General features: G+C 70.2%; 25 protein-coding genes. 12 read left to right on the forward strand and 13 right to left on the reverse strand.

Going from position 1 to position 23,233, the window contains the following annotated elements; genetic code table 11:
- Positions 1–9: 9 nt before the first annotated feature.
- Positions 10–420 carry a hypothetical protein gene (locus ACIBAF_RS33710; RefSeq protein WP_399467998.1) on the reverse strand — a complete coding sequence of 137 codons (411 nt, stop codon included), beginning with the start codon at positions 418–420 and terminating at the stop codon, positions 10–12.
- A 307-nt stretch (positions 421–727) separates the two neighbouring features.
- On the opposite strand from ACIBAF_RS33710, the gene ACIBAF_RS33715 reads away from it, so the two are divergent.
- Positions 728–1,780 carry a chitinase gene (locus tag ACIBAF_RS33715; RefSeq protein WP_399467999.1) on the forward strand — a complete coding sequence of 351 codons (1,053 nt, stop codon included), beginning with the start codon at positions 728–730 and terminating at the stop codon, positions 1,778–1,780.
- Between the two features lie 38 nt (positions 1,781–1,818).
- On the opposite strand, the gene ACIBAF_RS33720 is transcribed toward ACIBAF_RS33715, so the two are convergent.
- The 5 genes from ACIBAF_RS33720 to ACIBAF_RS33740 form a co-directional block, all read right to left on the reverse strand.
- The gene (locus ACIBAF_RS33720; RefSeq protein ID WP_399468000.1) at positions 1,819–2,424 is read right to left on the reverse strand and encodes a hypothetical protein; all 606 of its coding nucleotides are present in this window, start codon (positions 2,422–2,424) and stop codon (positions 1,819–1,821) included.
- A gap of 7 nt (positions 2,425–2,431) precedes the next feature.
- Entirely contained in the window at positions 2,432–3,631 is a 1,200-nt protein-coding gene (gene mqnC / locus ACIBAF_RS33725) for a cyclic dehypoxanthinyl futalosine synthase (protein ID WP_399468001.1), read from the reverse strand.
- A gap of 186 nt (positions 3,632–3,817) precedes the next feature.
- Entirely contained in the window at positions 3,818–4,582 is a 765-nt protein-coding gene (locus ACIBAF_RS33730) for a prepilin peptidase (protein WP_399468002.1), read from the reverse strand.
- Positions 4,583–4,585: 3 nt separating this feature from the next.
- The gene (locus ACIBAF_RS33735) at positions 4,586–6,343 is read right to left on the reverse strand and encodes a serine/threonine-protein kinase (RefSeq protein WP_399468003.1); all 1,758 of its coding nucleotides are present in this window, start codon (positions 6,341–6,343) and stop codon (positions 4,586–4,588) included.
- Positions 6,344–6,422: 79 nt separating this feature from the next.
- Positions 6,423–7,280, reverse strand: a complete 858-nt coding sequence (locus tag ACIBAF_RS33740; RefSeq protein ID WP_399468004.1) for a menaquinone biosynthetic enzyme MqnA/MqnD family protein — start codon at positions 7,278–7,280, stop codon at positions 6,423–6,425.
- A 299-nt stretch (positions 7,281–7,579) separates the two neighbouring features.
- On the opposite strand from ACIBAF_RS33740, the gene ACIBAF_RS33745 reads away from it, so the two are divergent.
- Complete coding sequence (locus ACIBAF_RS33745; protein ID WP_003974443.1) at positions 7,580–7,783, forward strand: cold-shock protein; 204 nt, start codon at positions 7,580–7,582, stop codon at positions 7,781–7,783.
- Between the two features lie 123 nt (positions 7,784–7,906).
- Here the strand turns inward: ACIBAF_RS33745 and ACIBAF_RS33750 are convergent, their stop codons facing one another.
- Positions 7,907–8,482 (reverse strand): helix-turn-helix domain-containing protein, encoded by a 576-nt coding sequence (locus ACIBAF_RS33750; protein ID WP_399468005.1) that lies wholly within the window; start codon positions 8,480–8,482, stop codon positions 7,907–7,909.
- Positions 8,483–8,550: 68 nt separating this feature from the next.
- Between ACIBAF_RS33750 and ACIBAF_RS33755 the strand changes: the two genes are divergently transcribed.
- From ACIBAF_RS33755 to ACIBAF_RS33765, 3 genes are read left to right on the forward strand one after another with little or no spacing between them, the layout of a single operon-like run.
- Entirely contained in the window at positions 8,551–9,264 is a 714-nt protein-coding gene (locus ACIBAF_RS33755; protein ID WP_399468006.1) for an AzlC family ABC transporter permease, read from the forward strand.
- Positions 9,261–9,581 (forward strand): AzlD domain-containing protein, encoded by a 321-nt coding sequence (locus tag ACIBAF_RS33760; RefSeq protein ID WP_399468007.1) that lies wholly within the window; start codon positions 9,261–9,263, stop codon positions 9,579–9,581. Before ACIBAF_RS33755 ends, ACIBAF_RS33760 begins: the two co-directional genes overlap by 4 nt.
- Before the next feature lie 54 nt (positions 9,582–9,635).
- Entirely contained in the window at positions 9,636–10,364 is a 729-nt protein-coding gene (locus tag ACIBAF_RS33765) for a class I SAM-dependent methyltransferase (RefSeq protein ID WP_399468008.1), read from the forward strand.
- A 72-nt stretch (positions 10,365–10,436) separates the two neighbouring features.
- On the opposite strand, the gene ACIBAF_RS33770 is transcribed toward ACIBAF_RS33765, so the two are convergent.
- Complete coding sequence (locus tag ACIBAF_RS33770; protein ID WP_399468009.1) at positions 10,437–11,276, reverse strand: LysR family transcriptional regulator; 840 nt, start codon at positions 11,274–11,276, stop codon at positions 10,437–10,439.
- 94 nt (positions 11,277–11,370) lie between these two features.
- On the opposite strand from ACIBAF_RS33770, the gene ACIBAF_RS33775 reads away from it, so the two are divergent.
- The 5 genes from ACIBAF_RS33775 to ACIBAF_RS33795 all read left to right on the forward strand — a co-directional run bounded on the left by ACIBAF_RS33775 (position 11,371) and on the right by ACIBAF_RS33795 (position 15,829).
- Positions 11,371–12,108, forward strand: a complete 738-nt coding sequence (locus ACIBAF_RS33775) for an SDR family oxidoreductase (RefSeq protein WP_399468042.1) — start codon at positions 11,371–11,373, stop codon at positions 12,106–12,108.
- 59 nt (positions 12,109–12,167) lie between these two features.
- Complete coding sequence (locus ACIBAF_RS33780) at positions 12,168–12,686, forward strand: GNAT family N-acetyltransferase (RefSeq protein WP_399468010.1); 519 nt, start codon at positions 12,168–12,170, stop codon at positions 12,684–12,686.
- 146 nt (positions 12,687–12,832) lie between these two features.
- Positions 12,833–13,162 (forward strand): hypothetical protein, encoded by a 330-nt coding sequence (locus ACIBAF_RS33785; RefSeq protein ID WP_399468011.1) that lies wholly within the window; start codon positions 12,833–12,835, stop codon positions 13,160–13,162.
- A gap of 5 nt (positions 13,163–13,167) precedes the next feature.
- Positions 13,168–14,223 (forward strand): hypothetical protein, encoded by a 1,056-nt coding sequence (locus tag ACIBAF_RS33790; RefSeq protein WP_399468012.1) that lies wholly within the window; start codon positions 13,168–13,170, stop codon positions 14,221–14,223.
- Positions 14,204–15,829, forward strand: coding sequence for a hypothetical protein (locus ACIBAF_RS33795; protein ID WP_399468013.1), 1,626 nt, complete (start codon positions 14,204–14,206; stop codon positions 15,827–15,829). Before ACIBAF_RS33790 ends, ACIBAF_RS33795 begins: the two co-directional genes overlap by 20 nt.
- Here ACIBAF_RS33795 and ACIBAF_RS33800 read toward each other — a convergent pair.
- Positions 15,813–17,588, reverse strand: coding sequence for an APC family permease (locus tag ACIBAF_RS33800; RefSeq protein WP_399468014.1), 1,776 nt, complete (start codon positions 17,586–17,588; stop codon positions 15,813–15,815). The genes ACIBAF_RS33795 and ACIBAF_RS33800 overlap by 17 nt on opposite strands.
- Positions 17,589–17,675: 87 nt before the next feature.
- Complete coding sequence (locus ACIBAF_RS33805) at positions 17,676–18,122, reverse strand: ATP-binding protein (RefSeq protein ID WP_399468015.1); 447 nt, start codon at positions 18,120–18,122, stop codon at positions 17,676–17,678.
- Positions 18,123–18,255: 133 nt separating this feature from the next.
- Between ACIBAF_RS33805 and ACIBAF_RS33810 the strand changes: the two genes are divergently transcribed.
- Positions 18,256–19,113 carry a helix-turn-helix domain-containing protein gene (locus ACIBAF_RS33810; protein ID WP_399468016.1) on the forward strand — a complete coding sequence of 286 codons (858 nt, stop codon included), beginning with the start codon at positions 18,256–18,258 and terminating at the stop codon, positions 19,111–19,113.
- The gene (locus ACIBAF_RS33815) at positions 19,110–19,397 is read left to right on the forward strand and encodes a DUF397 domain-containing protein (RefSeq protein WP_399468018.1); all 288 of its coding nucleotides are present in this window, start codon (positions 19,110–19,112) and stop codon (positions 19,395–19,397) included. Before ACIBAF_RS33810 ends, ACIBAF_RS33815 begins: the two co-directional genes overlap by 4 nt.
- Here ACIBAF_RS33815 and ACIBAF_RS33820 read toward each other — a convergent pair.
- From ACIBAF_RS33820 to ACIBAF_RS33830, 3 genes are all read right to left on the reverse strand, one after another.
- Entirely contained in the window at positions 19,340–20,386 is a 1,047-nt protein-coding gene (locus ACIBAF_RS33820; RefSeq protein WP_399468019.1) for a 2-oxoglutarate and iron-dependent oxygenase domain-containing protein, read from the reverse strand. The genes ACIBAF_RS33815 and ACIBAF_RS33820 overlap by 58 nt on opposite strands.
- 157 nt (positions 20,387–20,543) lie before the next feature.
- Positions 20,544–21,053, reverse strand: coding sequence for a hypothetical protein (locus ACIBAF_RS33825; RefSeq protein ID WP_399468020.1), 510 nt, complete (start codon positions 21,051–21,053; stop codon positions 20,544–20,546).
- Between the two features lie 41 nt (positions 21,054–21,094).
- Positions 21,095–23,026, reverse strand: a complete 1,932-nt coding sequence (locus tag ACIBAF_RS33830; protein WP_399468021.1) for an AMP-dependent synthetase/ligase — start codon at positions 23,024–23,026, stop codon at positions 21,095–21,097.
- Positions 23,027–23,233 lie beyond the last annotated feature (207 nt).

Raw genomic sequence — 23,233 nt, forward strand, 5'->3', positions numbered from 1 at the left:
GCGCTCCGGTCAGTTGGCGGCCGCGGAGGCGGTCGCGGTCGGGGCGGAGCTGGGCGGCTCACCGGTGACGACGCCCGACGGCGGGGCGCCGGTGGGCTTCGAGGGCGGGGTGCCGACACCGCCCTGCGGCTGGATGCCGCCGGGGCCGGAGTTCTGGGCGCCTCTCGGGCCTCCGCCGCCGAACGGCAGCAGCGAGGACGGGGTCAGCGACGTGCCCCAGCCCATGAAGGCGGCGCCGAGGACGACGGCGTACGCGAGGCAGCCGACTCCCAGGAGGAGACCGATCCGGCGCAGCAGCTTCGACCTGCGTCCGGAGTTGTCAACGAACACGGGCCCCTCTGCGGAGGCGTCGTCACGTTTGCGGCTGCGACGGCTGCCGCGGGCGGCGGCACGGCTTTCGATGGCAGGCTCGGATTGCATTCCCCGGATATTAGAGAGCCTTTATGTGGCATAAACTCTGAGCCTCATGTGAGAGACCCATGAGAAACGAGTGAACCTGTCCAATCCCTGAGAGATCCATGAAACTCCTGCGCGACGCCTGCTCATCATGGGAGGGTTGATTGTCCCTTTTGGGCGGGTGGTTATCACCTTTTGCGCGCTTGCGTCCATGAACTGTCTGTGTTTCCACTGTTCCCGCGTGATCCGCCCACATGTGAGACATTTCCATTTCGGAAACGCCCTTTGTTTCCGTGCTGAGGCAGAAAACACGAAAGCGGGTGCATACGCAATGAGGAGTTTCCTGATGCCGACGGCCGGGGTCACCTGCCTGTTCGCCCTGGCCCTGGCAGGATGCTCCGCGGGCTCCGACGACACGTCGGACGCGGCGCCCAAAGCCACGGACCAGGCTGCCGATCAGGCGAGCAGTCCCACCCCGTCGCCGAGCGCCACATCATCCAGTGCCGGCACCTCCTACGCGCCCTACGTGAGCGCGGTGGAGGCCTCCGCCAACGACTCCGCGGGCGCGCCGACGACGTACAACCTGGCGTTCGTGATCGCCGACGGCAGCAGCTGTACGCCGAGGTGGAACGGGACGAACGCCATCGGAGACTCGGCGGTGAAGTCCCGTGTCTCGGCGCTGACGAAGTCGGGCGCCACGGTGCGGGTGTCCTTCGGCGGGGCCTCCGGCAAGGAGTTGGCGGCCACCTGTGACAGCGCGTCGGAACTCGCCGAGGCGTACGGCGAGTCGCTCGACGCGGCCGGCTCCACGCAGGCCGACTTCGACATCGAGGGCGACGAACTCACCGACTCCGCGTCGGTCGCCCTGCGCTCCCAGGCGATCGCGGCGCTGCAGAAGGAGCGGCCCGACCTGGAGGTCTCCTTCACGCTCCCGGTGATGCCGTCCGGGCTGGACTCCGACAGCCTGGCGCTGCTGGCGTCCGCGAACAAGTACGACGTGCAGGTCTCGACCGTCAACCTCATGACGATGAACTACGGCGAGTCGTACGCCGGCGACATGGGCGGGTACGCGATCACGTCGGCGACGGCGGCGCAGGCGCAGTTGAAGTCGGTGTTCGGGACGGAGGACTCCGTCGCATGGAGGGGGATGGCGCTGACCTCGATGATCGGCACCAACGACGTCGCCAACGAGACGTTTTCGCTGGCGGATGCGGCTCAGGTGCGGGCGTTCGCCGAGGAGAAGGGGATTTCCTGGGTTTCCATGTGGTCGACGTTCCGGGATCAGCAGTGTTCGGACGAGGACTCGGCCAAGGATGACGCTCTGACCAACTGCAGCGGGGTCGAGCAGAGTTCGGGAGCATTTGCGAAGGCGTTTTCGAAGTAAAGAAAACCTCGTTGCCGCCTACCGCCGTCTACCGCCGCCTACCGCCGCCGGTAGACGATGCGGCCCTCCGCCACCGTCGCCACGCACGTGGCTGCGCCACGCTCCGCCAACTCGGTCTCGTCGCGTACGTCGAACACGGCGAACCGGGCTGCGGAGTGGCGCTCCCGCGGCTGCGCGAACTCCACCGGGAGTCCGGCGGCGTACGGGTCGAGCGCGGGGGTTCCGCCGGGGCGTCCGACGCGGCCCATGACCGCCAGGCCGGAGCGGTGCACGGCGTCCCGCACCGCGCGGTTGCGCAGCTCCTCGCAGGCCGCCCGGACCGTGCCGTGCGCCAGCATGCGCTGCACCCCGCGCCGGACGCTCGCGCCCCAGCGGGCGTCGTCCATGGTGAGCGCCGCCAGCGCGTCCCCGGTCAGCGGTGCGGTGCCCAGCAGGTCGGCCTCGCGCGGATCCGGGTGGTACGCCTCCTCCAGCAGCTCGTTGCCGTGCAGGTTGATCAGCCCGGGCGTGAGGATGCCGGGCCAGGTACGGACCCGCGCGCGCGGATGGGCGGCGACGAGCTCCTCCAGCGGCCCGGCGTCGTCGATCCATGCGCCCTTGACGGCGAGCGCCCGGCCCCTGGAGTCCGCGTGAATCGTCAGCATGCGCGGGCTAGTTGGAGGTCAGGAGCTTCAGTTCGGGGTGGGCCGTGCCGCCCTCGATCGCCGTGGACGAGATGTGGGACATGACCCGCTCGTCGACGGGGTCGTTCGCCGGGTCGTCGTGCACGACGAGGTGCTCGTACGTCGTCGCGCGCTGCGCCGGGACGCGGCCCGCCTTGCGGATGAGGTCGATGATCTCCATCCGGTTGGAGCGGTGCTTGGCGCCGGCCGAGGAGACGACGTTCTCCTCCAGCATGATCGAGCCGAGGTCGTCCGCGCCGTAGTGCAGGGAGAGTTGGCCGACCTCCTTCCCCGTGGTCAGCCAGGAGCCCTGGATGTGCCGGATGTTGTCCATGAACAGCCGGGCGATGGCGATCATCCGCAGGTACTCGAAGAGCGTGGCCTGCGTGCGGCCCTTCAGGTGGTTGTTCTCGGGCTGGTAGGTGTACGGGATGAAGGCGCGGAAGCCGCCCGTCCGGTCCTGTACGTCACGGATCATCCGCAGGTGCTCGATGCGCTCGGCGTTGGTCTCGCCGGTGCCCATCAGCATGGTGGACGTCGATTCCACGCCCAGGTTGTGCGCGGTCTCCATGATCTCCAGCCAGCGCTCGCCGGACTCCTTCAGCGGCGCGATGGCCTTGCGGGGGCGCTCGGGGAGCAGCTCCGCGCCGGCGCCGGCGAAGGAGTCGAGACCGGCCGCGTGGATCCGCGTGACGGCCTCCTCCACGCTCACCTTGGAGATCCGCGCCATGTGCTCGACCTCGGACGCGCCCAGCGAGTGGATCACCAGCTGCGGGTACGCCTCCTTGATGGCGGCGAAGTGCTTCTCGTAGTACTCGACGCCGTAGTCCGGGTGGTGGCCGCCCTGGAACATGATCTGCGTGCCGCCGAGCTCGACGGTCTCGGCGCAGCGGCGCAGGATGTCGTCCAGGTCGCGGGACCAGCCCTTGGCCGTGTCCTTCGGGGCCGCGTAGAAGGCGCAGAACTTGCACGCCGTGACGCACACGTTCGTGTAGTTGATGTTCCGCTCGATGATGTACGTCGCGATGTGCTCGGTTCCCGCGTACAGACGGCGGCGTACGGCGTCGGCGGCGGCGCCGAGCGCGTGCAGCGGGGCGTCGCGGTAGAGGTCGAGGGCCTCTTCCGGGGTGATCCGCCCGCCGTCCGCGGCACGGTCGAGCACGGACTGGAGGTCGGCCTTCTCGGGCACCGGAGCGTCCCTTTCGTCAAGGGTTGTGGACGGACCGAACCAGCCTACGCCAGCCGTTTCGCCGCCCGGACCTCAGGCCGCGTACGCGCCGGTCAGCAGCCCCCCGCCGCAGGCCGAAAGCCCTGTCTTTCAGGCCGCGTACGCGCCGATCAGCAGCCCCCCGCCGCAGGCCGAAAGCCCTGTCTTTCAGGCCGCGTACGCGCCGATCAGCAGCCCCGTGAACGTCCCGGCGAGCATGAACGGCCCGAAGGCGATCGTCGCCTTGCGCCCTCCCCGTCGCACGACGGCCAGCACGGCCCCGTACAGCGCCCCGAACCCGAACGCCGCGAACGTGCCCAGCATGACCGTGGCCCAGCCGTACCAGCCGAGGACGGCGCCCATGCCCAGCGCCAGCTTCACGTCGCCGAAGGCCAGGCCGGCGGGGTTGACGAGGTGCAGCACGAGGTAGCCGGCGCCGAGGGCGAGCGCGCCCAGCAGGGCCGTCGTCCAGTGGCCGGCGTGCTCGGGCAGCAGCGCGGCCGGGCCCAGCAGGGCGAGGGCGGCGACCGCGAGCGGGAGGGTGAGCGGATCGGGCAGCCGGCGCGCCCGCAGGTCGACGACCGCCAGCAGCACCCCGACCGGCACGAGCACCAGCCATACGACCAGTTCGGGCCGCACCCCGGTGGCGACGGCGACCGCCGCGCACAGGAGCGCGTTGACGGCGGGCAGGAGGAGGGCGCCGGGGGCGTAGGAGGAGCTGCACCGGCCGCATCTCGCCCGGCCGAGCCACCCCCGGATCGGGTGGCCGCCCGGGCAGGTCGACCGCCAGCCGGGGTCTTCCTCCGAACCGTCCTCGGTCTCCTCCCAGGGCACGGCGAAGCGGTGGGCGGCGCGTGGCAGCAGCGCGCCCGCCACAGCCCCCCAGAGTGCGGCGACGGCGGCCAGAGTCAGGTCACCGGGAGGTGTGGTCATCCCTTATCGGACCTTCGACATCCGCGCCACGGGGTTGCCCTCGGCCGCGCTGTCCGAGGCGTAGGTGAGGTCGTCGCCGGTCGGGGTGAGGCGGATCGTGTGAGCCGTCGGATTGCAGCCCGCGTGGTTGCTCTTCGCCCCCACGGAGGTGGCTACGACGTCCTTCTTCGTCACCTGCTTCAGCGTCAGGACGTCGACACAGACGCCGCCGAGCACATCCGTCTGCCGCAGCTCCCCCAACTTCTGGCCCACGTCGGCCTGGTGGACCGTCACCCGGAAGGCGCCCATCGGGAGGGCCCCGTCGAGGCCGGTGCCCTGGCCCTCCCAGGTGCCGACGTAGCGGGCCGGGAGTGCGGTGGGCGCGTCGCCGTCGTGGCCACCGTCCTCGGCGCTGAAGCTCGAACCGGCCGTCGGCGCGGGCGAGTAGGCGCCGGCGCTCCCGGCGTCACGGTCGCCGCCTGGCAGCAGGTGGAACAGGAACACCGAGCCGACCGTGACCGCCGCCATCGCGCCCGCCACCGCCAGCGCGACCGAGCAGCTCAGCCGCCGTCCGCGCCCGCCCTCGCCGGGTGTCACGCCGGCCGCCACGGTGACGGAGACCTTGCCGGGACGTCCGCCCCCGGCGGCGACCGGCTCGGCGTCCCGGGGCGCGGGCACCGAAGGCGGCGCGTCCACCGGAGTGGCGGCGGCGCTCCCGTCCATCACGGGCGGCGGCCCGAACTCGCCCACCAGCGCCGGTTGCTGCGACGCCACCGCCGGACTGCTGAACCCCACCGGCCCGGACGCGACGACCACCGCACCCACCCCAGCACCGGCCCCGGCACCGGCCTCAGCGCCTGCCCCCGGGCCCGTCGCCTCCAGGTTCAGCAGGTGTACGGCGCTCCGCCCCACCTGCTCCACCAGCGGCCCCGGCAGCCACCCGCGCGCCACCAGCCGGGCCGCGCCCTCGGGAGCGAGGCGGTGCGCCACCTCGGACGGGGACGGCCGTGCGGTCGGGTCCTTGGACAGGCAGGCCTCGACCACCGACCGCAGCTCACCGCGGAGTCCGCCGTCCGGCTCGCCCAGTTGGGGCAGCTCGTGGACGACCTGGTAGAGGAGGGCGGCCGAGGAGTCGCCCGGGAACGGGGGCCGTCCGGTCGCCGCGTAGGCCAGCACCGCGCCGAGGGAGAAGACGTCGGACGCGCCGGACGCGCCCTTGCCGAGGATCTGCTCGGGGGCCATGTAGCCGGGCGAGCCGACCGAGACGCCGGTCGAGGTGAGGGAGGCGGTGCCGTCGGTCGCGCGGGCGATGCCGAAGTCGATCAGCAGGGGGCCGTCGACGGTCAGCAGGACGTTGGACGGCTTCACGTCCCGGTGCACCAGGCCCAGCTCGTGCACGGTCGTGAGCGCCTCCGCCAGGCCCGCGCCCAGGACCCGTACGGAATTCTCGGGCAGCGGTCCGCCGCCGGAGGTGACCGCGGCGGCCAGGGAGGGGCCGGCCGCGTAGCCGGTGGCGACCCACGGAATCGTGGCCTCCGGGTCGGCGTCCAGGACCGGTGCGGTCCAGGCTCCGCCGACCCGCCGGGCGGCCTCGACCTCGCGCCGGAAGCGGGCGCGGAACTCCTCGTCGAGGGCGAGGTGCGGGTGCACGATCTTCACGGCGACCGTGCGACCCCCGGCGCTGCGGCCCAGGTAGACGCGGCCCATCCCGCCGGACCCGAGCCGGCCGAGCAGCCGGTAGGGCCCCACTGCCGTGGGTTCGTCGGCACCGAGCGGCTGCATGGACGTCCACCCCTCCCCCGTAAAAACTCCGCCAGGACCCCGTAGGACCCATAAGGACCCCGTAAGTCTCTGCAGCAGGTTACGCAGAACGGGGCTGGAGCAGTTCCACGTTCACGTCCGCCGGGAAGCCCGTCGTCGGGCCGACGCGGCGGGCGAACTCGGTCACGGCCGCCAGCTGGGGTGCGCCGAAGCGGAAGTCGAGGGTGGTGAAGTACCGCTCCAGGACCTCTTCGTCGAACTCCTCCCAGCGGGCCGCCTGCTCGGCGACCTTGCCGACCTCCTCCAGGGAGAGGCTGCAGGAGTCGAGGAAGGCCTGGTGGACCTCGCGGGTGATGACCGGCTCGCGCTCCAGGTAGTCCCGGCGGGCCGCCCACACCGCGAAGACGAAGGGCAGGCCGGTCCACTCCTTCCAGAGCGTGCCGAGGTCGTGCACCTCCAGGCCGAAGCGCGGTCCGTCCAGCAGGTTGGCCCGCAGAGCGGCGTCGCCGATGAGCACGGCGGCCTCGGCCTCCTGCATCATCAGGCTGAGGTCGGGCGGGCAGGTGTAGTAGTCCGGCTGGACGCCGAAACGGTCCGTCAGCAGGAGCTGGGCGAGGCGGACGGAGGTGCGCGAGGTCGAGCCGAGGGCGACACGGGCGCCGTCCAGCTCCTCCAGCGGGACCTTCGAGACGATCACGCAGGACATCACCGGGCCGTCGCAGCCGACGGCGATGTCGGGGAAGGCGACCAGGTCGTCGGCGTTCTTCAGGAACTCGACGAGGGTGATGGGCCCGATGTCGAGGTCGCCCTGCACCAGTCGCTCGCTGAGCTTCTCCGGGGTGTCCTTGGTCAGCTCGAAGTCGAGGAGGGTGCCGGTTCTCGCGAGCCCCCAGTACAGGGGCAGGCAGTTGAGGAACTGGATGTGGCCGACGCGCGGCCGGGTGCGAGAATTGTCCACATCGCGAGGCTAGACCCCTTCGGGTACGCTCCGGACTCCGACCCCCGAACCCCTCCGCGTCAACCCCGTTTTCGCGATCTTCAAACATCCGGGTGACGTGATCTTGACCTCTATTGCTTTCGGCTGCCTGCATGCTAGGCTCGCCGCAAGTTGCAGTTTGGTTTCCCTTGCAGTACAGAGCCTGCGGAGCATGTAACCGCGGGCTCTCGTCGTTTTCAGACGTATGCAGTTGTGCGGCACTTGCTTTCACGCTTGCAGGGTTCTGGAGCAGGGCAACCCTTTGGGCCCAAGGAGGGCTTATGGCTACCGGAACCGTGAAGTGGTTCAACGCCGAAAAGGGCTTTGGCTTCATCGCCCAGGAAGGCGGCGGCCCCGACGTCTTCGTCCACTACTCCGCGATCAACGCGCAGGGCTTCCGCTCGCTCGAGGAGAACCAGCAGGTCTCCTTCGACGTGACGCAGGGCCCGAAGGGTCCTCAGGCGGAGAACGTCACTCCCGTCTGATCTTCACACCCTGAGATCGCAAGTCTCTGAGAGCAGTACCCAAGGAGCCCTGTGCCGTACGGCACGGGGCTCCTGCCTGTGCCCGGCCCGGTCCGCACGACACGGACCCCACGCCGTGCGGCGTCACACGTGCTGCATGACCAACACGAACGTCGTGCCCGGCGCCAGCGCCTCGTACGAGTGCGGCACGTCCCCGCGGTAGGTCAGATAGTCCCCCGGCTCCAGCTCCACCAGCTCCCCGGCCGGGCCCGCCTTCACCCGTCCCGTGCTCACGATCAGATGCTCGACCGTGCCCGGAATGTGCGGATCCGATTCCCGTGCGGGGCCCGGCTCGGCCCGCAGGTGGTAGATGTCCCGCCGCGCGCCCGGCGGGCTGGCCGACAGCAGCGTGGCCACGTACGGCGCCCGCTCCGAGGCGACCGTCGGCCCCTCCCCCGCGCGAATCACCCGGACGGCCGAGACGGGCGGCTCGACGAGCGCGGAGAACGGCACGCCCAGCGCCACGCCCAGCGCCCAGAGCGTCTCCACGCTCGGATTCCCGCTCGCCGCCTCCAGCTGCGAGAGCGTGGACTTCGCGATGCCTGCGCGTTTGGCCAGCTCGGAGAGGGAGAGACCGGCGCGGGTGCGCTCGCGGCGCAGGGCGGCGGCGATCCAGTCCAGGGGCAGGCGGGAGGGGGGCGGGGACGCCGGGTCGGACATGTCGTTCGCTCCATCGGTACGGTCGTTCGGCTTGACGAACAGTGGCCGCTCTGTCCATCGTAGAGAACATGCGTTCGCCACAACGAACACCCGCGCCCTCCGAAAGCACCGCACTCCGCCCCCTCGTCCGTGACAGTTCACTCGTCTCGCTGGCCGGCGGGGTGGTGGGCGTCTCCTTCGGGGCGATCGCCGTCGCGGGTGGACTGCCGGTGTGGGCACCGGTGGTGATGTCGCTGGTGGTGTACGCGGGCTCCGCCCAGTTCAGCGCGGTCGGCGTGGTGCTGGCCGGGGGCGGTCCGCTCGCCGCCGCCGCGACCGGGCTCCTCCTCAACACGCGCAACGCCGCGTTCAGCCTCGCGGTCGCCGACCTCCTCGGCCCCGGCCGCGCGAGCCGCCTCCTCGGCGCGCACCTGGTGACCGACGAGACGGTCGCCTTCGCCCTCGCCCAGCCGGACCCCGCCCGCCGCCGCGCCGCGTTCTGGATCTCCGGGATCGGACTGTTCGCCGTATGGAACACCGGCGTGCTCGCGGGCGCCGTCGCCGGGAGCGCCCTCGGCGACACGGCGGCCTACGGACTGGACGCGGCCTTCCCCGCCGTCCTCGTGGCGCTGGTCCTGCCGACCCTGCGCAAGGACGCACGCCTACGCCGCCCCGCCGCACTCGGCGCGGCCCTCGCCCTGGCGGCGACGCCCGTCGTCCCCGCCGGGGCGCCCGTACTGCTCGCGCTGGCAGGGCTGGCGCTGTACGGCCGCGGCCATGGCAAGGGGAGGGCGGCGGCATGAGCACGACGGGCACGCTGGCCCTCATCCTGGCGCTGGCGGTGGGGACGTACGCCCTCCGACTGGTCGGCCCCGCGCTGCACGGGCGGGTGGAACTGCCCGCCCGGGTGCAGGAGTTGCTGTCCGCCGGGGCGGTGGTCCTGCTGGTCGCGCTGCTGGCGACGGGCGCGCTCACCGAGGGCGGCGGCTTCGCCGGCTGGGCGCGCCCGGCCGGGGTGCTGGCCGGCGGGGTGCTGGCGTGGCGGAGGGCGCCGTTCGCGGTGGTGGTGCTGGGGGCGGCGGCGACGGCGGGGGCCCTGCGGGCGCTGGGCGTGGCTTAGGACGTGGCTCAGAACGCACCCGGTTGTCGGTGGCGCCCACTAGGGTCCCGCCCCATGACCGACACGACAGCCCCCGCCACGACTCCCACCACGGCCCCCAGTCGGAGCACGACTACCCCCGCCCCCGGTTTTCTGACCGCCACCCGCACGTTCTACGACGCCATCGCCGAGGACTACGCCGAGCGCTTCCGTGCCGAACTCGTCGCGAGGCCGCTGGAGCGGGCCGTGCTCGCGGCGTACGCCGAACTCGTCGGCGCCGGCGGCCGAGTGGCCGACCTGGGGTGCGGCCCCGGCCGGACGACGGGGCGCCTCGCCTCCCTCGGGCTCGACGTGTCCGGGCTCGACCTGTCGGAGTCGATGCTCGCGATCGCGCGGCGCGAGAACCCCGGGATCCGGTTCGAGCAGGGCTCGATGCTGAAGCTGGACGGGCACGCGGACGGCTCCCTCGACGGGGTCGTCTCCTTCTACTCCTCCATCCACACCCCTGTGGACGAACTCCCCGCGCTCTTCGCCGAGTTCCACCGCGTTCTCACGCCCGGCGGCCACCTCCTCCTCGCCTTCCAGGTCGGCGACGAGCCCCGCCGCCACGACCGCCCCTGGGGGCACCCCGTCGCCCTCGACTTCGAACGCCGCCGCCCCGAGCAGATGGCCGGCCTGCTGACGTCGGCCGGCTTCACGATGCGATCGAGCACCGTACGCGAGCCGGAGTCCGACCTGGGCGAGTCGACCCCACACGCATTCCTGATCGCCCGCAGGCCCGCAGAAGCGGACGCGGGGGTCTGAAAATCGGTTTTCTGCCGTCGGAGCAGGCTGACGGACAACCCGGACCGGACGGTGCCCCGGCGGCGCACCCGTTCAAAGAAGTGTTGCCACGCGGACCAGGTCGGCGACTGTACGGAGGTGGCTGTGCGGCGGCCAGGCGATCACCGTTGTGACGGGCGGAGCGTCCAGGACCGGCACGGCGGCGAGGTCCTGGCGCAGGTCGGCGCCGGCTGACTCGGGAAGGACCGCGGTGGTGCGGCCGAGCGCGATCAGCTGGAAGAGCTGTGTCAGGTTCCGTACCTCTGCGCCCGGTCCTTCCGGGTAGTGGCCGCCCGGACCGGGCCAGCGGGCCATCGGGAGCTCCGGCAGTGCGGTGACGTCGGCCATCCGGACCTGGGAGCGGCCGGCGAGCGGGTGTGCGGCCGGCAGGATCGCGACCTGCCCCTCGGTGTACAGGGCTTCGGTGTCGAGCCCGGCCGCTGAGTCGAAGGGCAGGTGCAGCAGAGCCACGTCCGCCTGTCCGTCCAGCAGCAGCTGCTGGTGCTGGTGTGCCTCGCAGAGCAGCAGATCGACGGTGGCCGCGCCGGGTTCCGCGGCGTAGGCGTCGAGCAGTTTCGTCAGCAGTTCGCCGGCGGTGCCGGATTTGACGGCCAGGACGAGGCTGGGGTGCGCTGTCGCGGCCCGTTGGGTACGCCGCTCAGCCGCGGTCACTGCGCTGAGGATCGCGCGTCCCTCGGCCAGCAGCACGGCTCCGGCCTCGGTGAGCGTGACCTTGCGGCTGTTGCGTTCCAGCAGTGCGATTCCGAGCCGCCGTTCGAGCTGGATGATCGTGCGGGACAGCGGCGGCTGGGCTATCCCGAGGCGCTGGGCAGCCTTGCCGAAGTGCAGCTCCTCGGCGACGGCGACGAAGTACCGCAGCTCGCGTATTTCCATGAGCACAGGCTAATTACGGGCAGACGGCTCATCGATATCGCTCGGGTATCGCTGCACTGCCGAGATGGTGTTGGTGCCCGGCTGCGGCGCAGGCATGCTCGCTGTCGTGAGCGAGAAGACGATCGTGCTGGTCACTGGCGCGAACAAGGGAATCGGGTATGAGATCGCGGCCGGGCTGGGCGCACGAGGCTGGAGTGTCGGTGTCGGCGCCCGGGACGAGCAGCGCCGCCAGGACGCCGTGGCCAAGTTGCGTGCCGCTGGCGCCGACGCGTTCGGCGTACCCCTGGACGTGACCGACGGCGCGAGCGTGACCACCGCAGCCCGACTGATCGAGAAGCGGGCAGGACGCCTCGACGTACTCGTCAACAACGCCGGCATTGCCGGCGGCTGGCCGGAGGAACCCACGACGATCGACCTCGAGACCGTGCGGCGACTGGTGGAGACCAACGTCATCGGCGTCATCAGGGTCACCAACGCAATGCTGCCGTTGCTGCGCCGTTCGGCGCACCCGCGGATCGTCAACCAGTCCAGCCACGTCGGCTCCCTGACACTGCAGACCACGCCCGGCGTCGACCTCGGGGGGATCAGCGGGGCCTACGCGCCGACGAAGGCCTACCTCAACGCCGTCACCGTCCAGTACGCCAAGGAGCTGAGCGGCACCGACATCCTGATCAACAACGCCTGCCCCGGTTACGTGGCCACCGACCTGAACGGATTCAGCGGGACCCGGACCCTCGAGCAGGGCGCGGCGATCGCCATCCGACTGGCGACCCTGCCGGACGACGGCCCGACCGGCCGGCTGTTCGACGACAACGGGGTCGTGCCCTGGTGACCTGACCGGTCGGGGGATCACTCGGTCAGCGACGCGCGACGAGCCGCTAGCGTGGCGGGATGAGCGATGACGCTGTGCGGTTGCGGCCTGTCCGTGAGGACGATCTGTCGATGCTGGACGTGTTTCTGGTCGACCCCGAGGCCGCTGGGCCGTTCTCGTGGTTCGGGTGGGCGGACCCGGGGCGCTTCAGGCGGCGCTGGGCGGAGAACGGCATGCTCTCCGACGACGGCGGCCTGTTGATGGTGACGTCCGGCACGCAGGCGCACGGCTTCGTGGCCTGGCGCAAGGTCGTCACCACGCCCGGCTCGTACTGCTGGAACATGGGCATCCAACTGCTTCCGCAGGCGCAGGGGCGCGGCGTCGGCACCCAGGCCCAACGCCTCCTGGTGCGCTACCTGTTCGCGCACACTCCCGTCATGAGGATCGAGGCCGACACCGAGGTGGAGAACATCGCCGAGCAACGGGCCCTGGAGAAAGCCGGTTTCACCCGCGAGGGCGTCCTGCGCAGCATCGCGTTCCGGGACGGGCGCTGGCGCGACGGCGTGTCCTACAGCGTGCTGCGGGACGACGCGCCCTGAGCGAGGGGCAGTTCACCGAACGCCGTGAAGGGGGACGCATCTGATGCGTATGACGTGTATATGACGTGTATGGCGTGTACAGCGCGTATGGCGCGTATGACGTGTATGGCGCATTGCGGTGGGGGATGCACGAAGGCATGACAGCGATGATCTCTGTGAAGGTCGAGGGGCCGTTCGGGCTGGACGAGCCCGAGGAGCTCCGCCAGGAGTTGGGGCGGGAGACGGGGCTGCTCTGGCAGTTGGAGCCGGGGCCGCGGAAGGACACCCTGAGCGGGGGCGCCGCTCTCGCGCTCCTGCAGACCGTGCTCGGAGCCGCTGTCGGCGCCGTGGCGCAGGCCGCAGCGCAGGTCGCCGTGGAACGGGCGGTCGACCGCTGGCGGGGGCGGCGGCTCGATCCGCCGACCGTCACCGTGATCGTCGTCCGGCCCCCGGAGGACGGCGACCCCGACGGTTCCACCGCTCTCGAAGAGGGCTGACCGGCATGACGTCCCGGGCGTTGGTGATCGGCGTCGGAGAGTACGACGACGACGCCGACATCATCGGGTATCCGACGATCGAGGCGAGCGCCCACGCGTACGGGGCCGCCCTGGCCCAGGATCCCCGCTGGGGTGCGGCGGCCCGGTCCTCGGTGCTGGAGCCGCACGAGGTGCGGACCGCGGACGGTGTGATGCGGGCTCTGGAGGAGGCGGCCGCGGCGGGCGAGGGGCCGGAGGACACCCTGCTCGTGGTCTACGTGGGGCATGGCGCGTTCTGGACGGACGTGCCGGGCGGCCAGGTCCACCTCGCGGTCGGCTCCTCCCGGAGCAACAAGCCCTGGACATGGCTGTCCGCCTGGTACGTGTACCGGGCGATCAGACAGAGCAAGGCCGGCCTCAAGGTGCTCATCGCGGACTGCTGTTACTCCAACGTGCTGCCCAGCCTGGGCCCCGACTCGGCCCTGCCGGGCGCCCTCGGCACCCCCTTCCGGGGCACCTGTGTGCTCACCGCGGTCGGCGGCGAGGTCACCGACGCGTGGGCCAGTTCCTGCGACAACCTTCCCCCACCCCTCAACGCGTGTACGCCGTTCAGCGGGCATCTGCTGAACGTGCTGGAGTACGGCATGCCCGACCACCCCGACGACCTCACCCTCGGCGCGCTGCGCGCCGGCATCGTCGAGGGCATGCGCAGGTGCGGCGCCGGAGTCCACCGGACTCCCCGCATGCTGCTGAACGACGCCTCGGAGGTGGCGCCGCTGTTCACCAACCGGATGAAGGGCGAACAGACCGGGGCGTCTGACCCGGGAACGGCGGACGAGTGGGTCCGCGACCTGCTGCTCAACGGTGTGCGCGATCTGTCCCGCCTGATGAGCCGCCCTGACATCGCGGGGCGCGTGGTGGCTGAGTTGCGGCGCGGGGACGAGCTGAGCCGCGACCTGGCCGGGCAGGTCGACCGGCAGGCCGTCGGGAAGCTGTCCGGGCCGGGGGACTTCGTCAAATACTGGGTCGAGGCCGAACCCGTGAAACGGCGGGCGGTGACGGATGACCAGCGAGCAGAGTGACCCGGGCTACGACTGGGTGACGCAGATGCCGGTCCCGGACTTCGTGCAGGTCGTGCGCGACCTGCGGAAACTGCGGGAGAACCCCAGCGAGGCGCGGGCCGTGCGCGCTCTGCACGCCTTCGCGGTGCGCCGACCGGTCGGCGAACTGGTCGAACTCGCCCACTACTTCGACCGGCGGGACGCGGTCATGCTGATGGCGACGGCGGCCCTGTCACGGCCGGTCGAGGAGGCGGCCCAGATGGCCGACCTGCAGCAGAAAGCCGAGTCCCAGGGCAAGCGCGCCCCGATCACCGCGACCATCGTGCACGACGTGGCCTGCCAGCGCACCGCGTTCGACGTGGCGGTGTTCGTGCGCGTCCTCAAGGACCGGCGGCAGCCGGCGCTCGCCGAACGCACCGTCGACCTGTTCGCGAGCCCCGGCTCCGGCCGCACCAACCTCGACAAGGCGCTGCTGCACATCGCGCTCCGCGACGAGGGCTGCGCCGTTGAGGCCGATCGGCTGCTCGAACTGACCCTTCTGGCGAACGCCGACTGTCCGCCGGACACTGGTGTGATCGGCGGGGAGGGCGAGGAGATCGGCGATCTGGCGGGCGCGTTCCGGCACCTCAGCCCGACCCGGCAGATCCTGGAAGACTGGGTGGAGGCCAGACTTCGGGACCCTGACGCGACCGAGGTGGAAAAGGCCCAGCACCTGGTGGCGCGGCTGATCGCCGTGCGCGGCTCCGAGTACGACGCCCTCGCCGGGCACATCGGCCGCATCGCGAAGCCCTGGAACGTGGTGCAGCTCTGCGCACTGCTGGCGAAGAAGGAGGCGTCCCCGGGAAAATGCACCCTGGTACGGCGTCAGGCGGCCGGGTACAAGGACGGGCAGGAGCTGGCCGACCTCGTGTCGTGCTGGTACGAGGAGCCGGCGCTGACCCGTACGACACGGAACCTGCTGGCCGATGTCGTGGCGAGGCCCGACGCCCCCGGCCGGTCCCCGCGCCCGCTGGGCCAGCTGAACCAGATGGCCGGCTGGCTGCGGGCGAAGGCCGACCCCGAGTGCACCCGGTTGCTCCGCCTCGTCGCCGTCGAAGAGGTCGAGGGACGCTCCGGCGCCGAACTCGTGGACCTGCTGCGCCACGTCGAAGGCGGCCGCGAGCGGACCCGGGCCGCGCACGAGGCGGGACGCAGGCTGGCCATGGCCGTGAGGCGGCCGGGCGCGGACCCGGACCGGTTCGTGGACTGCTTGCGCGCGCTGCACGACGCCAAGTACTCGACCGCCGTCCGCGCCGCGTGCCGTGAACTCTCCGATCCATCGCGGGAGCGGAAAGTCGACTCCGCGCTGGTCGCCGACGTCGCGGAACGTCTGCACGGTGTAAAGCTGCGCAATGTGGCCTGGGACCTGCTCGAACGGTTCCTGGAGAACGAACAGTTGGTGGCTCCGGCCGATGTCGTCGAGATCGTACGCGGGGTGCCGAGCCTGTCTGCGCGGGACGCGCAGCTGCTGCTGCGGGCCACGGTGGGCCGCTGGTCGGACGTGGGGCGCCGTGACAAGGCGGAGCACGAGCTGCGGAGCGCCGGGTTGGGCGACGCGGCGGGCTGGGTGCTCAAGTCCCTTCGGTGACGGGCGACTTCGCTTGAGGCTCGGCGCGGGGAGAGGGAAGGGGGAACGGCACCTGATCCAGGTAGCGGCTTGAGGCCCGTACCAGGAGAGGGAAGACGACCGCTGCGGACAGGACGACGATCGACGCCGTCACCCAGAACCGACCCTCCCTCAGCAGCGTGCACACCAGCAGCACCACCAGGTACGCGACGAACAGCAGCAGTGGTCGTACCGCGGCGTCTTTGGGGTCGGCGAAGCGGAAGAGGTGGTCCTTTGCGTCGTAACGTCCCAACAGGCGCCCCACGAGGGGCAGGTCGCGTCGTGCCAGGAAGGGCAGCAGGAGCAGCAGTGCCGAGCCGACTCCCAAGGCGACCATGCCGGGCCACACCTTGTCCGGTTCGGTCGAGTGGATCACCAGGGCGATCGCGATGAACGCCGCATAGGAGAGCACCATATGCGCCCCCCGGCGCGTTCTTCCGAACGTCTCCAGCGGCAGCGCCACCAGGACGACCCCCGCGATGGCGTATACCAACAGCGTCAACCCGCTGTTGAGGGCGCTCAGTCGGTGCCAGTCGCTCCCCACCATGGCGAGCATCGTCAGGCTGACGGTGAAGTTGACCAGCAGGATCATCCAGCACACGTCGATCTCGGCGCCCCGGAAACGGAACGAGGCCCGGCGCGCCGTCTGCAGTCCCCGATGCGTGAGGTGATGGCGGCTGAGGGCGGCGACCTCACGCGTCAGGGCGTAGGTGAACACGAGGCCGGAGCCCATCGGGGACAGCACCGCGTTCAGGCCGATCAGCCAGACCATCCAGGCCATCCCCTGGTCTGCGGCGAACCGGTAGTACGGCGACGGGAAGCGGTCAACGGTCCATTGGTGGCCGAGACCGTTGAACACCCACTGCAGGGCCGTGTAGAGCAGGAAGGCCCCGACAAGGCTGCCGTACACCGCCCAGCGCAACCGCGCCGCCTCCCCCATGCCACGCCGTTTGACGTTGCCGGCGCAGTCGAGCGGAGCCTGGAAACCGATGTACGCGTAAATGACGGAGCTGCCCAGCAGCATCGTCAACCCCGATCCCTGCTTCGACCACGATCCCTGCTCCGGCCACCATTCCTGCGGCTGGGCCTTCACGCAGGCCTGTAGGAAGTCGGTGTTCGCAAGCGGGTACGCGCCGCCGGTCCCGAACCTGAACCCTGCGAAGCCCAGGCAGACGACGATCAGCACCACGATCAGGACCTTGACCGCGGTGATGATGAGGTTCAGTCTGATCAGCCGTCGTGGCGGCAGGAAGTTGAGCCCCACGATCAGCGTCAGGAACGCGACGGCGCAGAGCCACCCCCTGCCGGAGAGCTGGGGATCCTCGGCCCCCTTGGGGCAGCTCAGCAGCGAGGGGAACTCGTAGGCCAGCCCCTGCACCATCGCCCACGCCTCGCTCGCCGGATTCGCCGCGTACGCGATCCACAGCCCAGCGGCCACCACCGTGGCCAGCAACGGCCCGGCGGCCTGCAAGGGGAGGAAGATCAGCCCGCCCGTCTTGGGGAGGGCGATCCCCAGCTCGACCATCACGGCGGCGATCAGCAGCATCAACGCCCCGCCGATCACCCACGCCTGCATGGCGTACCCCTGCTGCGCCGCTGTCTTGGTCTGACTGACAGCCATCAACCAGCCGGAGCCCACGACTCCCCCGGCCGCGAGGCCCACCAGGTCCAGGGTGGACAGGCGGCGCCGTTCGTCCGCGTCCTCCGCCGAGCCCTTGCGCACCGCGCCACGACCGTCCATCCGCCCCAACGCCCTTTCACGCACCGTGCATTGTCACAGATTATGCACGTGCGAGCACTCTGGGTGACGTGAATCCGGCCGAGCAGGTCAGCGAGCACCTCTGAGCGGCAGTTCGGCCCACACCGTCTTGCCGACGGGCCGCTCCGCAACCCCCCACGTACGGGCCAGCACCCAGACGAGGATCAGACCCCGGCCGCCTTCCTCCTCCGGGTTCGTGACGATCCGCAGTTGCCGGTCCCCGCGGGTGTCGCTCACCTCGACACGCAGCGTGTCGTCCGCGAGCAGCAGCAGCCTCAGCTCGAAGTCCCGGCCGGGCACCCGTCCGTGCGTGACGGCGTTGGCGGCGAGCTCCGCGACGACTTGCTGCGCCGTGTAGTTGGCGTCGCCGTCGTGCGGGTATCCCCAGTCCGTGAGCTGCTGCGCGGCGAGCCGACGGGCCAGTCGGGCGCCGCGCGGGGTGGAGCTGAAGCGCAGGGTCAGTTCACCGGGAGGAGCGTTCCGGGTGGAGATCTGGGTGGAGATTTCGGAGTTCACCTGACTCAGCGTGGCCGGTTGTATCTACCCTGGCCAGGGGCGACTTGGCGACTCTGCGTAGCCGTACGGCTGCGGTGGGGCGAGCGTACGGGTCGTCGGTCCTGACCAGGGAGACGTGAAGGCGGTGGCGTGAGTGACGGATGAGCGCAGGCCGGAGACACCGGCGGAGGCCGACGGGACGACGGGGCTGTTCACCGCCCTCGGCAAGATGATGAAGCGGCTGCGGGAACGGAGGGGGCTGACACAGAAGGAGTTCGGGCAGATGGTGGGGTACGGCCCCGATGCCATCTCCTCGATGGAGCGCGGGGTCCGGACCATCCGCCCCCAGGTCCTGGAGCAGGCGGACGACCTACTCGACGCGGGAGGCCTGCTCAAGGACGCGATCCCCGAGGTCCGCGAGGCGATGAGCAAGGTTCGGACGCGGCATCCGGAGTGGTACCGGAGTTACGCCGCGTTGGAGGCGGAGGCGCGGGAGCTGCACTTCTACGCCAACCAGGGAGTGCCAGGCCTCCTCCAGCACGAGGAGCACACGCGGGTGGTGTTCTCCCAGCGACGGCCGCTGCTCAGCGAGGAGACCATCGAGAAGCGCATCGCCGACCGGCTCTCCCGTCAGCAGGTCTTCGACAGGTGGCCCCCTCCAATGTGCAGCTTCGTACTGGAAGAAGTCGTCGTGGACAGGGCGATCGGAGGCCGCGCCGTCCATGAGGCCCAGATGAAGCAGCTGTTGCGCTTAAGCGTCCTGCGGAACGTGGAGATCCAGGTGATGCCGACGAACGTCGACTTCCACCCCAACATGGACGGCGCGTTCAACCTCCTGACCCCTCCGAGGCATCCGCAGGTCGCGTACACGGAGATCCAGGAGTTTCCTCGTCTGATCACCGACGCCGAAGAAGTCCGGAAGATCGTTGACCGCTATGGGATGATCCGAGCGATGGCGCTCACGCCCCTGGAAACCCGGGCGTTGATCGAGAAAAAGCTGGAGGAGTTGTGAACAGCCCCGACCTCGACTGGTTCAAGTCCAGCTACAGCAGCGGCGGCGGCGGCGAATGCCTCGAAGCCGCCTACACCTGGCGCAAGTCGACGTACAGCGGCGGCGAGGGCGGCGACTGCCTCGAAGTCGCTGTCTGCCCGGACACCGTCCACGTCCGCGACTCCAAGACACCCACCGGCCCTCACCTCACCTTCTCGTCCGCTTCCCCGTGGGGGGAATTCCTTTCCTACGCGGTCGCCTTCTCACGGAGTTTCGAAAGCACCGACAGCCTGTCCTCTGCGTGAATTCGCCGGGTCGTGACCCGGTCCGGATAACACCGCAGGAACATGTTGGTGAAGTGGCTGCCGTAGTGGAGGGATTCCTCGTCCCCCGCATCCGCTGAACCCAGCGGACGCGCCACCGCCTGGAAACTCGGCTCGTGGAAGTACGCGAACGCGTACCGTTCCTTGTCGGCGAGTTTCACCTTATGCGGAGTGGAGAGGAGTTCCCCTCCGGTGATGAACTGGAGCAGGTCGCCCGGGAACACGGTGAATGTGCTCGGCACCGGTTTCACGTAGGTCCAGCGGTCGTCGTCCTGGAAGACGCCGGCCGCGCTCTCCTCGGGCAGCCAGTTGCGGTTGCGGCTCTCACCCTCGATCGGGGGCCGGATGTACAGGGCCTGGCCGACCTCGTCCTGCGTGGCGATGACGAGGAGTCCGTAGTCGGTGTGCGCGCCGATGCCCCGGTCGCTCGTGTCGGACGCGGACGGGAAGCGGAGCACCCGCATGTGGTGCCAGCCGTCGTCGGTGAGACGGGTCAGCGCGTCGATGTCCTGGCCCAGACCAAGGGCCGTGAGCTGGAGGATCCGGTGGCCGAGGCTGCCGGACTGGTCCATGTAGGCGTTGACGGCGTGCCGGTAGTGCTGGCTCGGCCAGGGCACCGGTCCGTGGCAGGGCCAGTTCTCGGCGACCCGGGGATCGTCGAGGGGGACGTCCTTGGTGACCGTGAAGATCTCCGAGCCGTCCTGGACGCCGTCGGTCACCTCCTCGCCGGAGGCGACATAGCCACTGTAGGAGAGATCGCTGACGAATCCGGATTTCTCGGCGAGCGGAAGAGTGAAGAACTTCCTGCTTGCCGCGTAGGCGTTGGCCACGACGGTTTCCTGGGCGGGTTTCATGGCCACCTGGTAGATGCCGTCCCGTTGCCAGGATTTCACCATTCGCCGCCCGAGTTCTATGTCCTCGGCTAAGCCGGTCACATGCTCGGGAATGTCGAACGTAACAAGGTCGCTCATTGCGGAACTCCTTGCACAAAAAAGGAGGCGAACGGTCAGGCCGCCTCCTTATGGGGGGTTGAGCATGAACATTAAAGTACCTGTCATGATTCCGTCAACGGCTAACCGGAAGTAACAATTCTTGATCTTTAAGCGCTCACCGCTACCGCCTAGAACCTCAGAATGAAGGCGGTCCCAACGGGTCCTCCCGCAGTACCGGAGGGTTCCTCAGCGCCGTCTCGTACGCCGTCCGCTCGAAGGCGAACGGGCCGATCGGCAGCTCGCCCCACTCCTCGCGTTCGGGCTGGTGGAAGGCGGACCAGGTGACCGTCGTGGAGGTCGTCCCGATACGGGCCAGCAGCGCCCAGCACTGCCAGATGCCGCAGGGGCAGCCGAGGAGGGGAGTCCGGTCGGCCGCGTCCAGGAAGTGGTTCCCGGTGAAGTCGAGGACGCCCAGACCGTCGTGCTGACGCCAGATCAGCTCGGCCGACTCCCGCTCCTGTTCCTCCTCCTCGAACTGGTCCTCCAGTTCCGGCCGCCACAGTTCGCGGGTCGCCCGGGCCGCCAGCGCGCGCAGGTCCGTGCCGTCGACCCGGACGCCCCAGACGAGGGCGGTCGGGTGGTCGTCCCAGGGATAGTGGAAGAACTCGATGCCGCTCATGCCGCTCAGGCCGCTCATGCCGTTCACGAGCGGCATACTCCCTGGTCCGGGGGCCGTCCGCGAACCCTTTAGTGACGCGCGTACAGGCCCTCCACCTGGTCCGCGAAGTCCCGCATGATCGTCTCGCGGCGGAGTTTCATCGAGGGGGTGAGGTGGCCGGCCGTCTCGGAGAAGTCCGAGGGGAGGATGACGAAGCGGCGGATCGACTCCGGGCGGGACACCAGCTTGTTGGCCTCGTCGACCGCGCGCTGAAGGACGGCGTTCAACTCCTCGTCGTCGATCAGCAGCTCCGCCGGGACGGGGTGCTTGCCGTTCATGTGACGCCAGTGGGTGAGGCCGTCGGGGTCGAGGGTGAGGAGGGCGGAGACGTAGGGGCGGTCGTCGCCGAGAACCATGGCCTGGGAGATCAGCGGGTGGGAGCGCAGCCAGTTCTCCAGGGGCGCGGGGGCGACGCTCTTGCCGCCCGCCGTGATGATCATCTCCTTCTTGCGGCCGGTGATCGTCAGATAGCCCTCGTCGTCGAGCTCGCCGATGTCGCCGGTCGCGAGCCAGCCGTCGGGCGCGGCGGGGACCACTCCCCCGGCCGCCGGGTCCCAGTAGCCGCGCAGGACGTGCTCGCCCGCGACGAGGATCTCGCCGTCCGCCGCTATGCGGATCTTCGTCCCCGGGAGGGGCCAACCCACCGTTCCCAGGCGGGGTTTCAGGGGCGGGGTCACCGTCGTCGCGGCCGTCGTCTCCGTCAGGCCGTAGCCCTCGTAGATCTCGATGCCCGCGCCGAGGTAGAACGAGGAGAGGCGGCGGCCGAGCGGGGAGCCGCCGCAGATGGCGTGCCGGACCCGGCCGCCCATGGCGTTGCGGATGCGACGGTAGACGAGCGGGTCGTAGAAGGTGCGGGCCGCGCGGAGGGTGGCCGCCGGGCCGGAGCCGGAGCCGGTCTTCTGCGCCTCGACCGCCTCGCCGTAGCGGCGGGCCACGCCGACCGCCCGGTCGAAGGAGGAGACCCGGCCGCCGGCCTCCGCCTTCGCGCGGGCGGTGTTGAAGACCTTCTCCAGCATGTACGGGATGGCGAGGAGACAGGTGGGTCTGAAGGCCGCCAGGTCCGGCAGGAGATCGTCGGACTTCAGGCTGGGCGCGTGGCCGAGGCGGACGCGGGCGCGGATGCAGGCGATGGCGACCATCCGGCCGAAGACGTGGGACATGGGGAGGAAAAGAAGGACGGAGACGTCGTCGCCCTTCGATTTGAAGACCGGGTAGAGGAGTTCGATCGCGTTGTCGACCTCGGCGAAGAAGTTGCCGTGGGTGAGCGCGCAGCCTTTGGGGCGGCCGGTGGTGCCGGAGGTGTAGATGAGGGTGCAGAGGGTGTCGGGGACGAGCATCCCCCGGCGGATCTCGACCTCGGCGTCCGGGACGTGCTCGCCCGCCTCGATCAGCCGGTCCACGTGCCCCTTCTCCATGACCCAGAGGTGATGGAGGTCGGGCAGCCGGTCGAGTTCGGGGCCCAGGGCGGCCGCCTGGCCGACGGTCTCGGTGACGAGGGCGGCCGCGCCGGAGTCCTGAAGGATCCAGCGGGTCTGGAAGACGGAGGACGTCGGGTAGATGGGCACGGTGACCAGGCCCGCCGCCCAGGCCGCGAAGTCGAGCAGCGTCCACTCGTACGTCGTGCGGGCCATGATGGCGAGCCGGTCGCCGGGCACCAGCCCCTCCGCTATCAGCCCCTTGGCCACCGCGTGGACCTGGGCGGCGAAGCGCTCGGCCGTGATGTCCGTCCACTCTCCGTCCTTGTCCTTGCGGCTGACGACCACCGTGCGGGGAGCGGCGGCCGCGTTGTCGTAGGGCAGGTCGGCGAGCGAGCCGTAGGTCACCGGGCGGGCGAACGCGGGCACGGAGGCTTCCCGTACGGCGCCGTCCAGTCGTCGCGTCTCGGGTTCCACGAGGGCGGGGGGAGCGTCGAATTCGGCGGAGACGTATGCCGAGCCGGCGGCTGAGTACGGGGTGGACACGGGCGGCTCCCTGAGCGTGCAGCGACAAAAACTGCTTGCTGCATGACGTACGTGCTTCGCGCACCGAGGCGTTCAACCGGCATGCCCCCTAACGGACTTTAAGAGGCCCTAAGAGCTCCTAAGGCCGTTTAAGGCAGGGGTTACCACCGGTTAGGTAGGGGATCGTACGGCGTGCACGTGTGGGGCTTGTGCGTGTTCCGGGATGTT

Origin of the sequence: Streptomyces sp. NPDC051677 (assembly GCF_044453465.1) — a bacterium.
GTDB lineage: Bacteria > Actinomycetota > Actinomycetes > Streptomycetales > Streptomycetaceae > Streptomyces.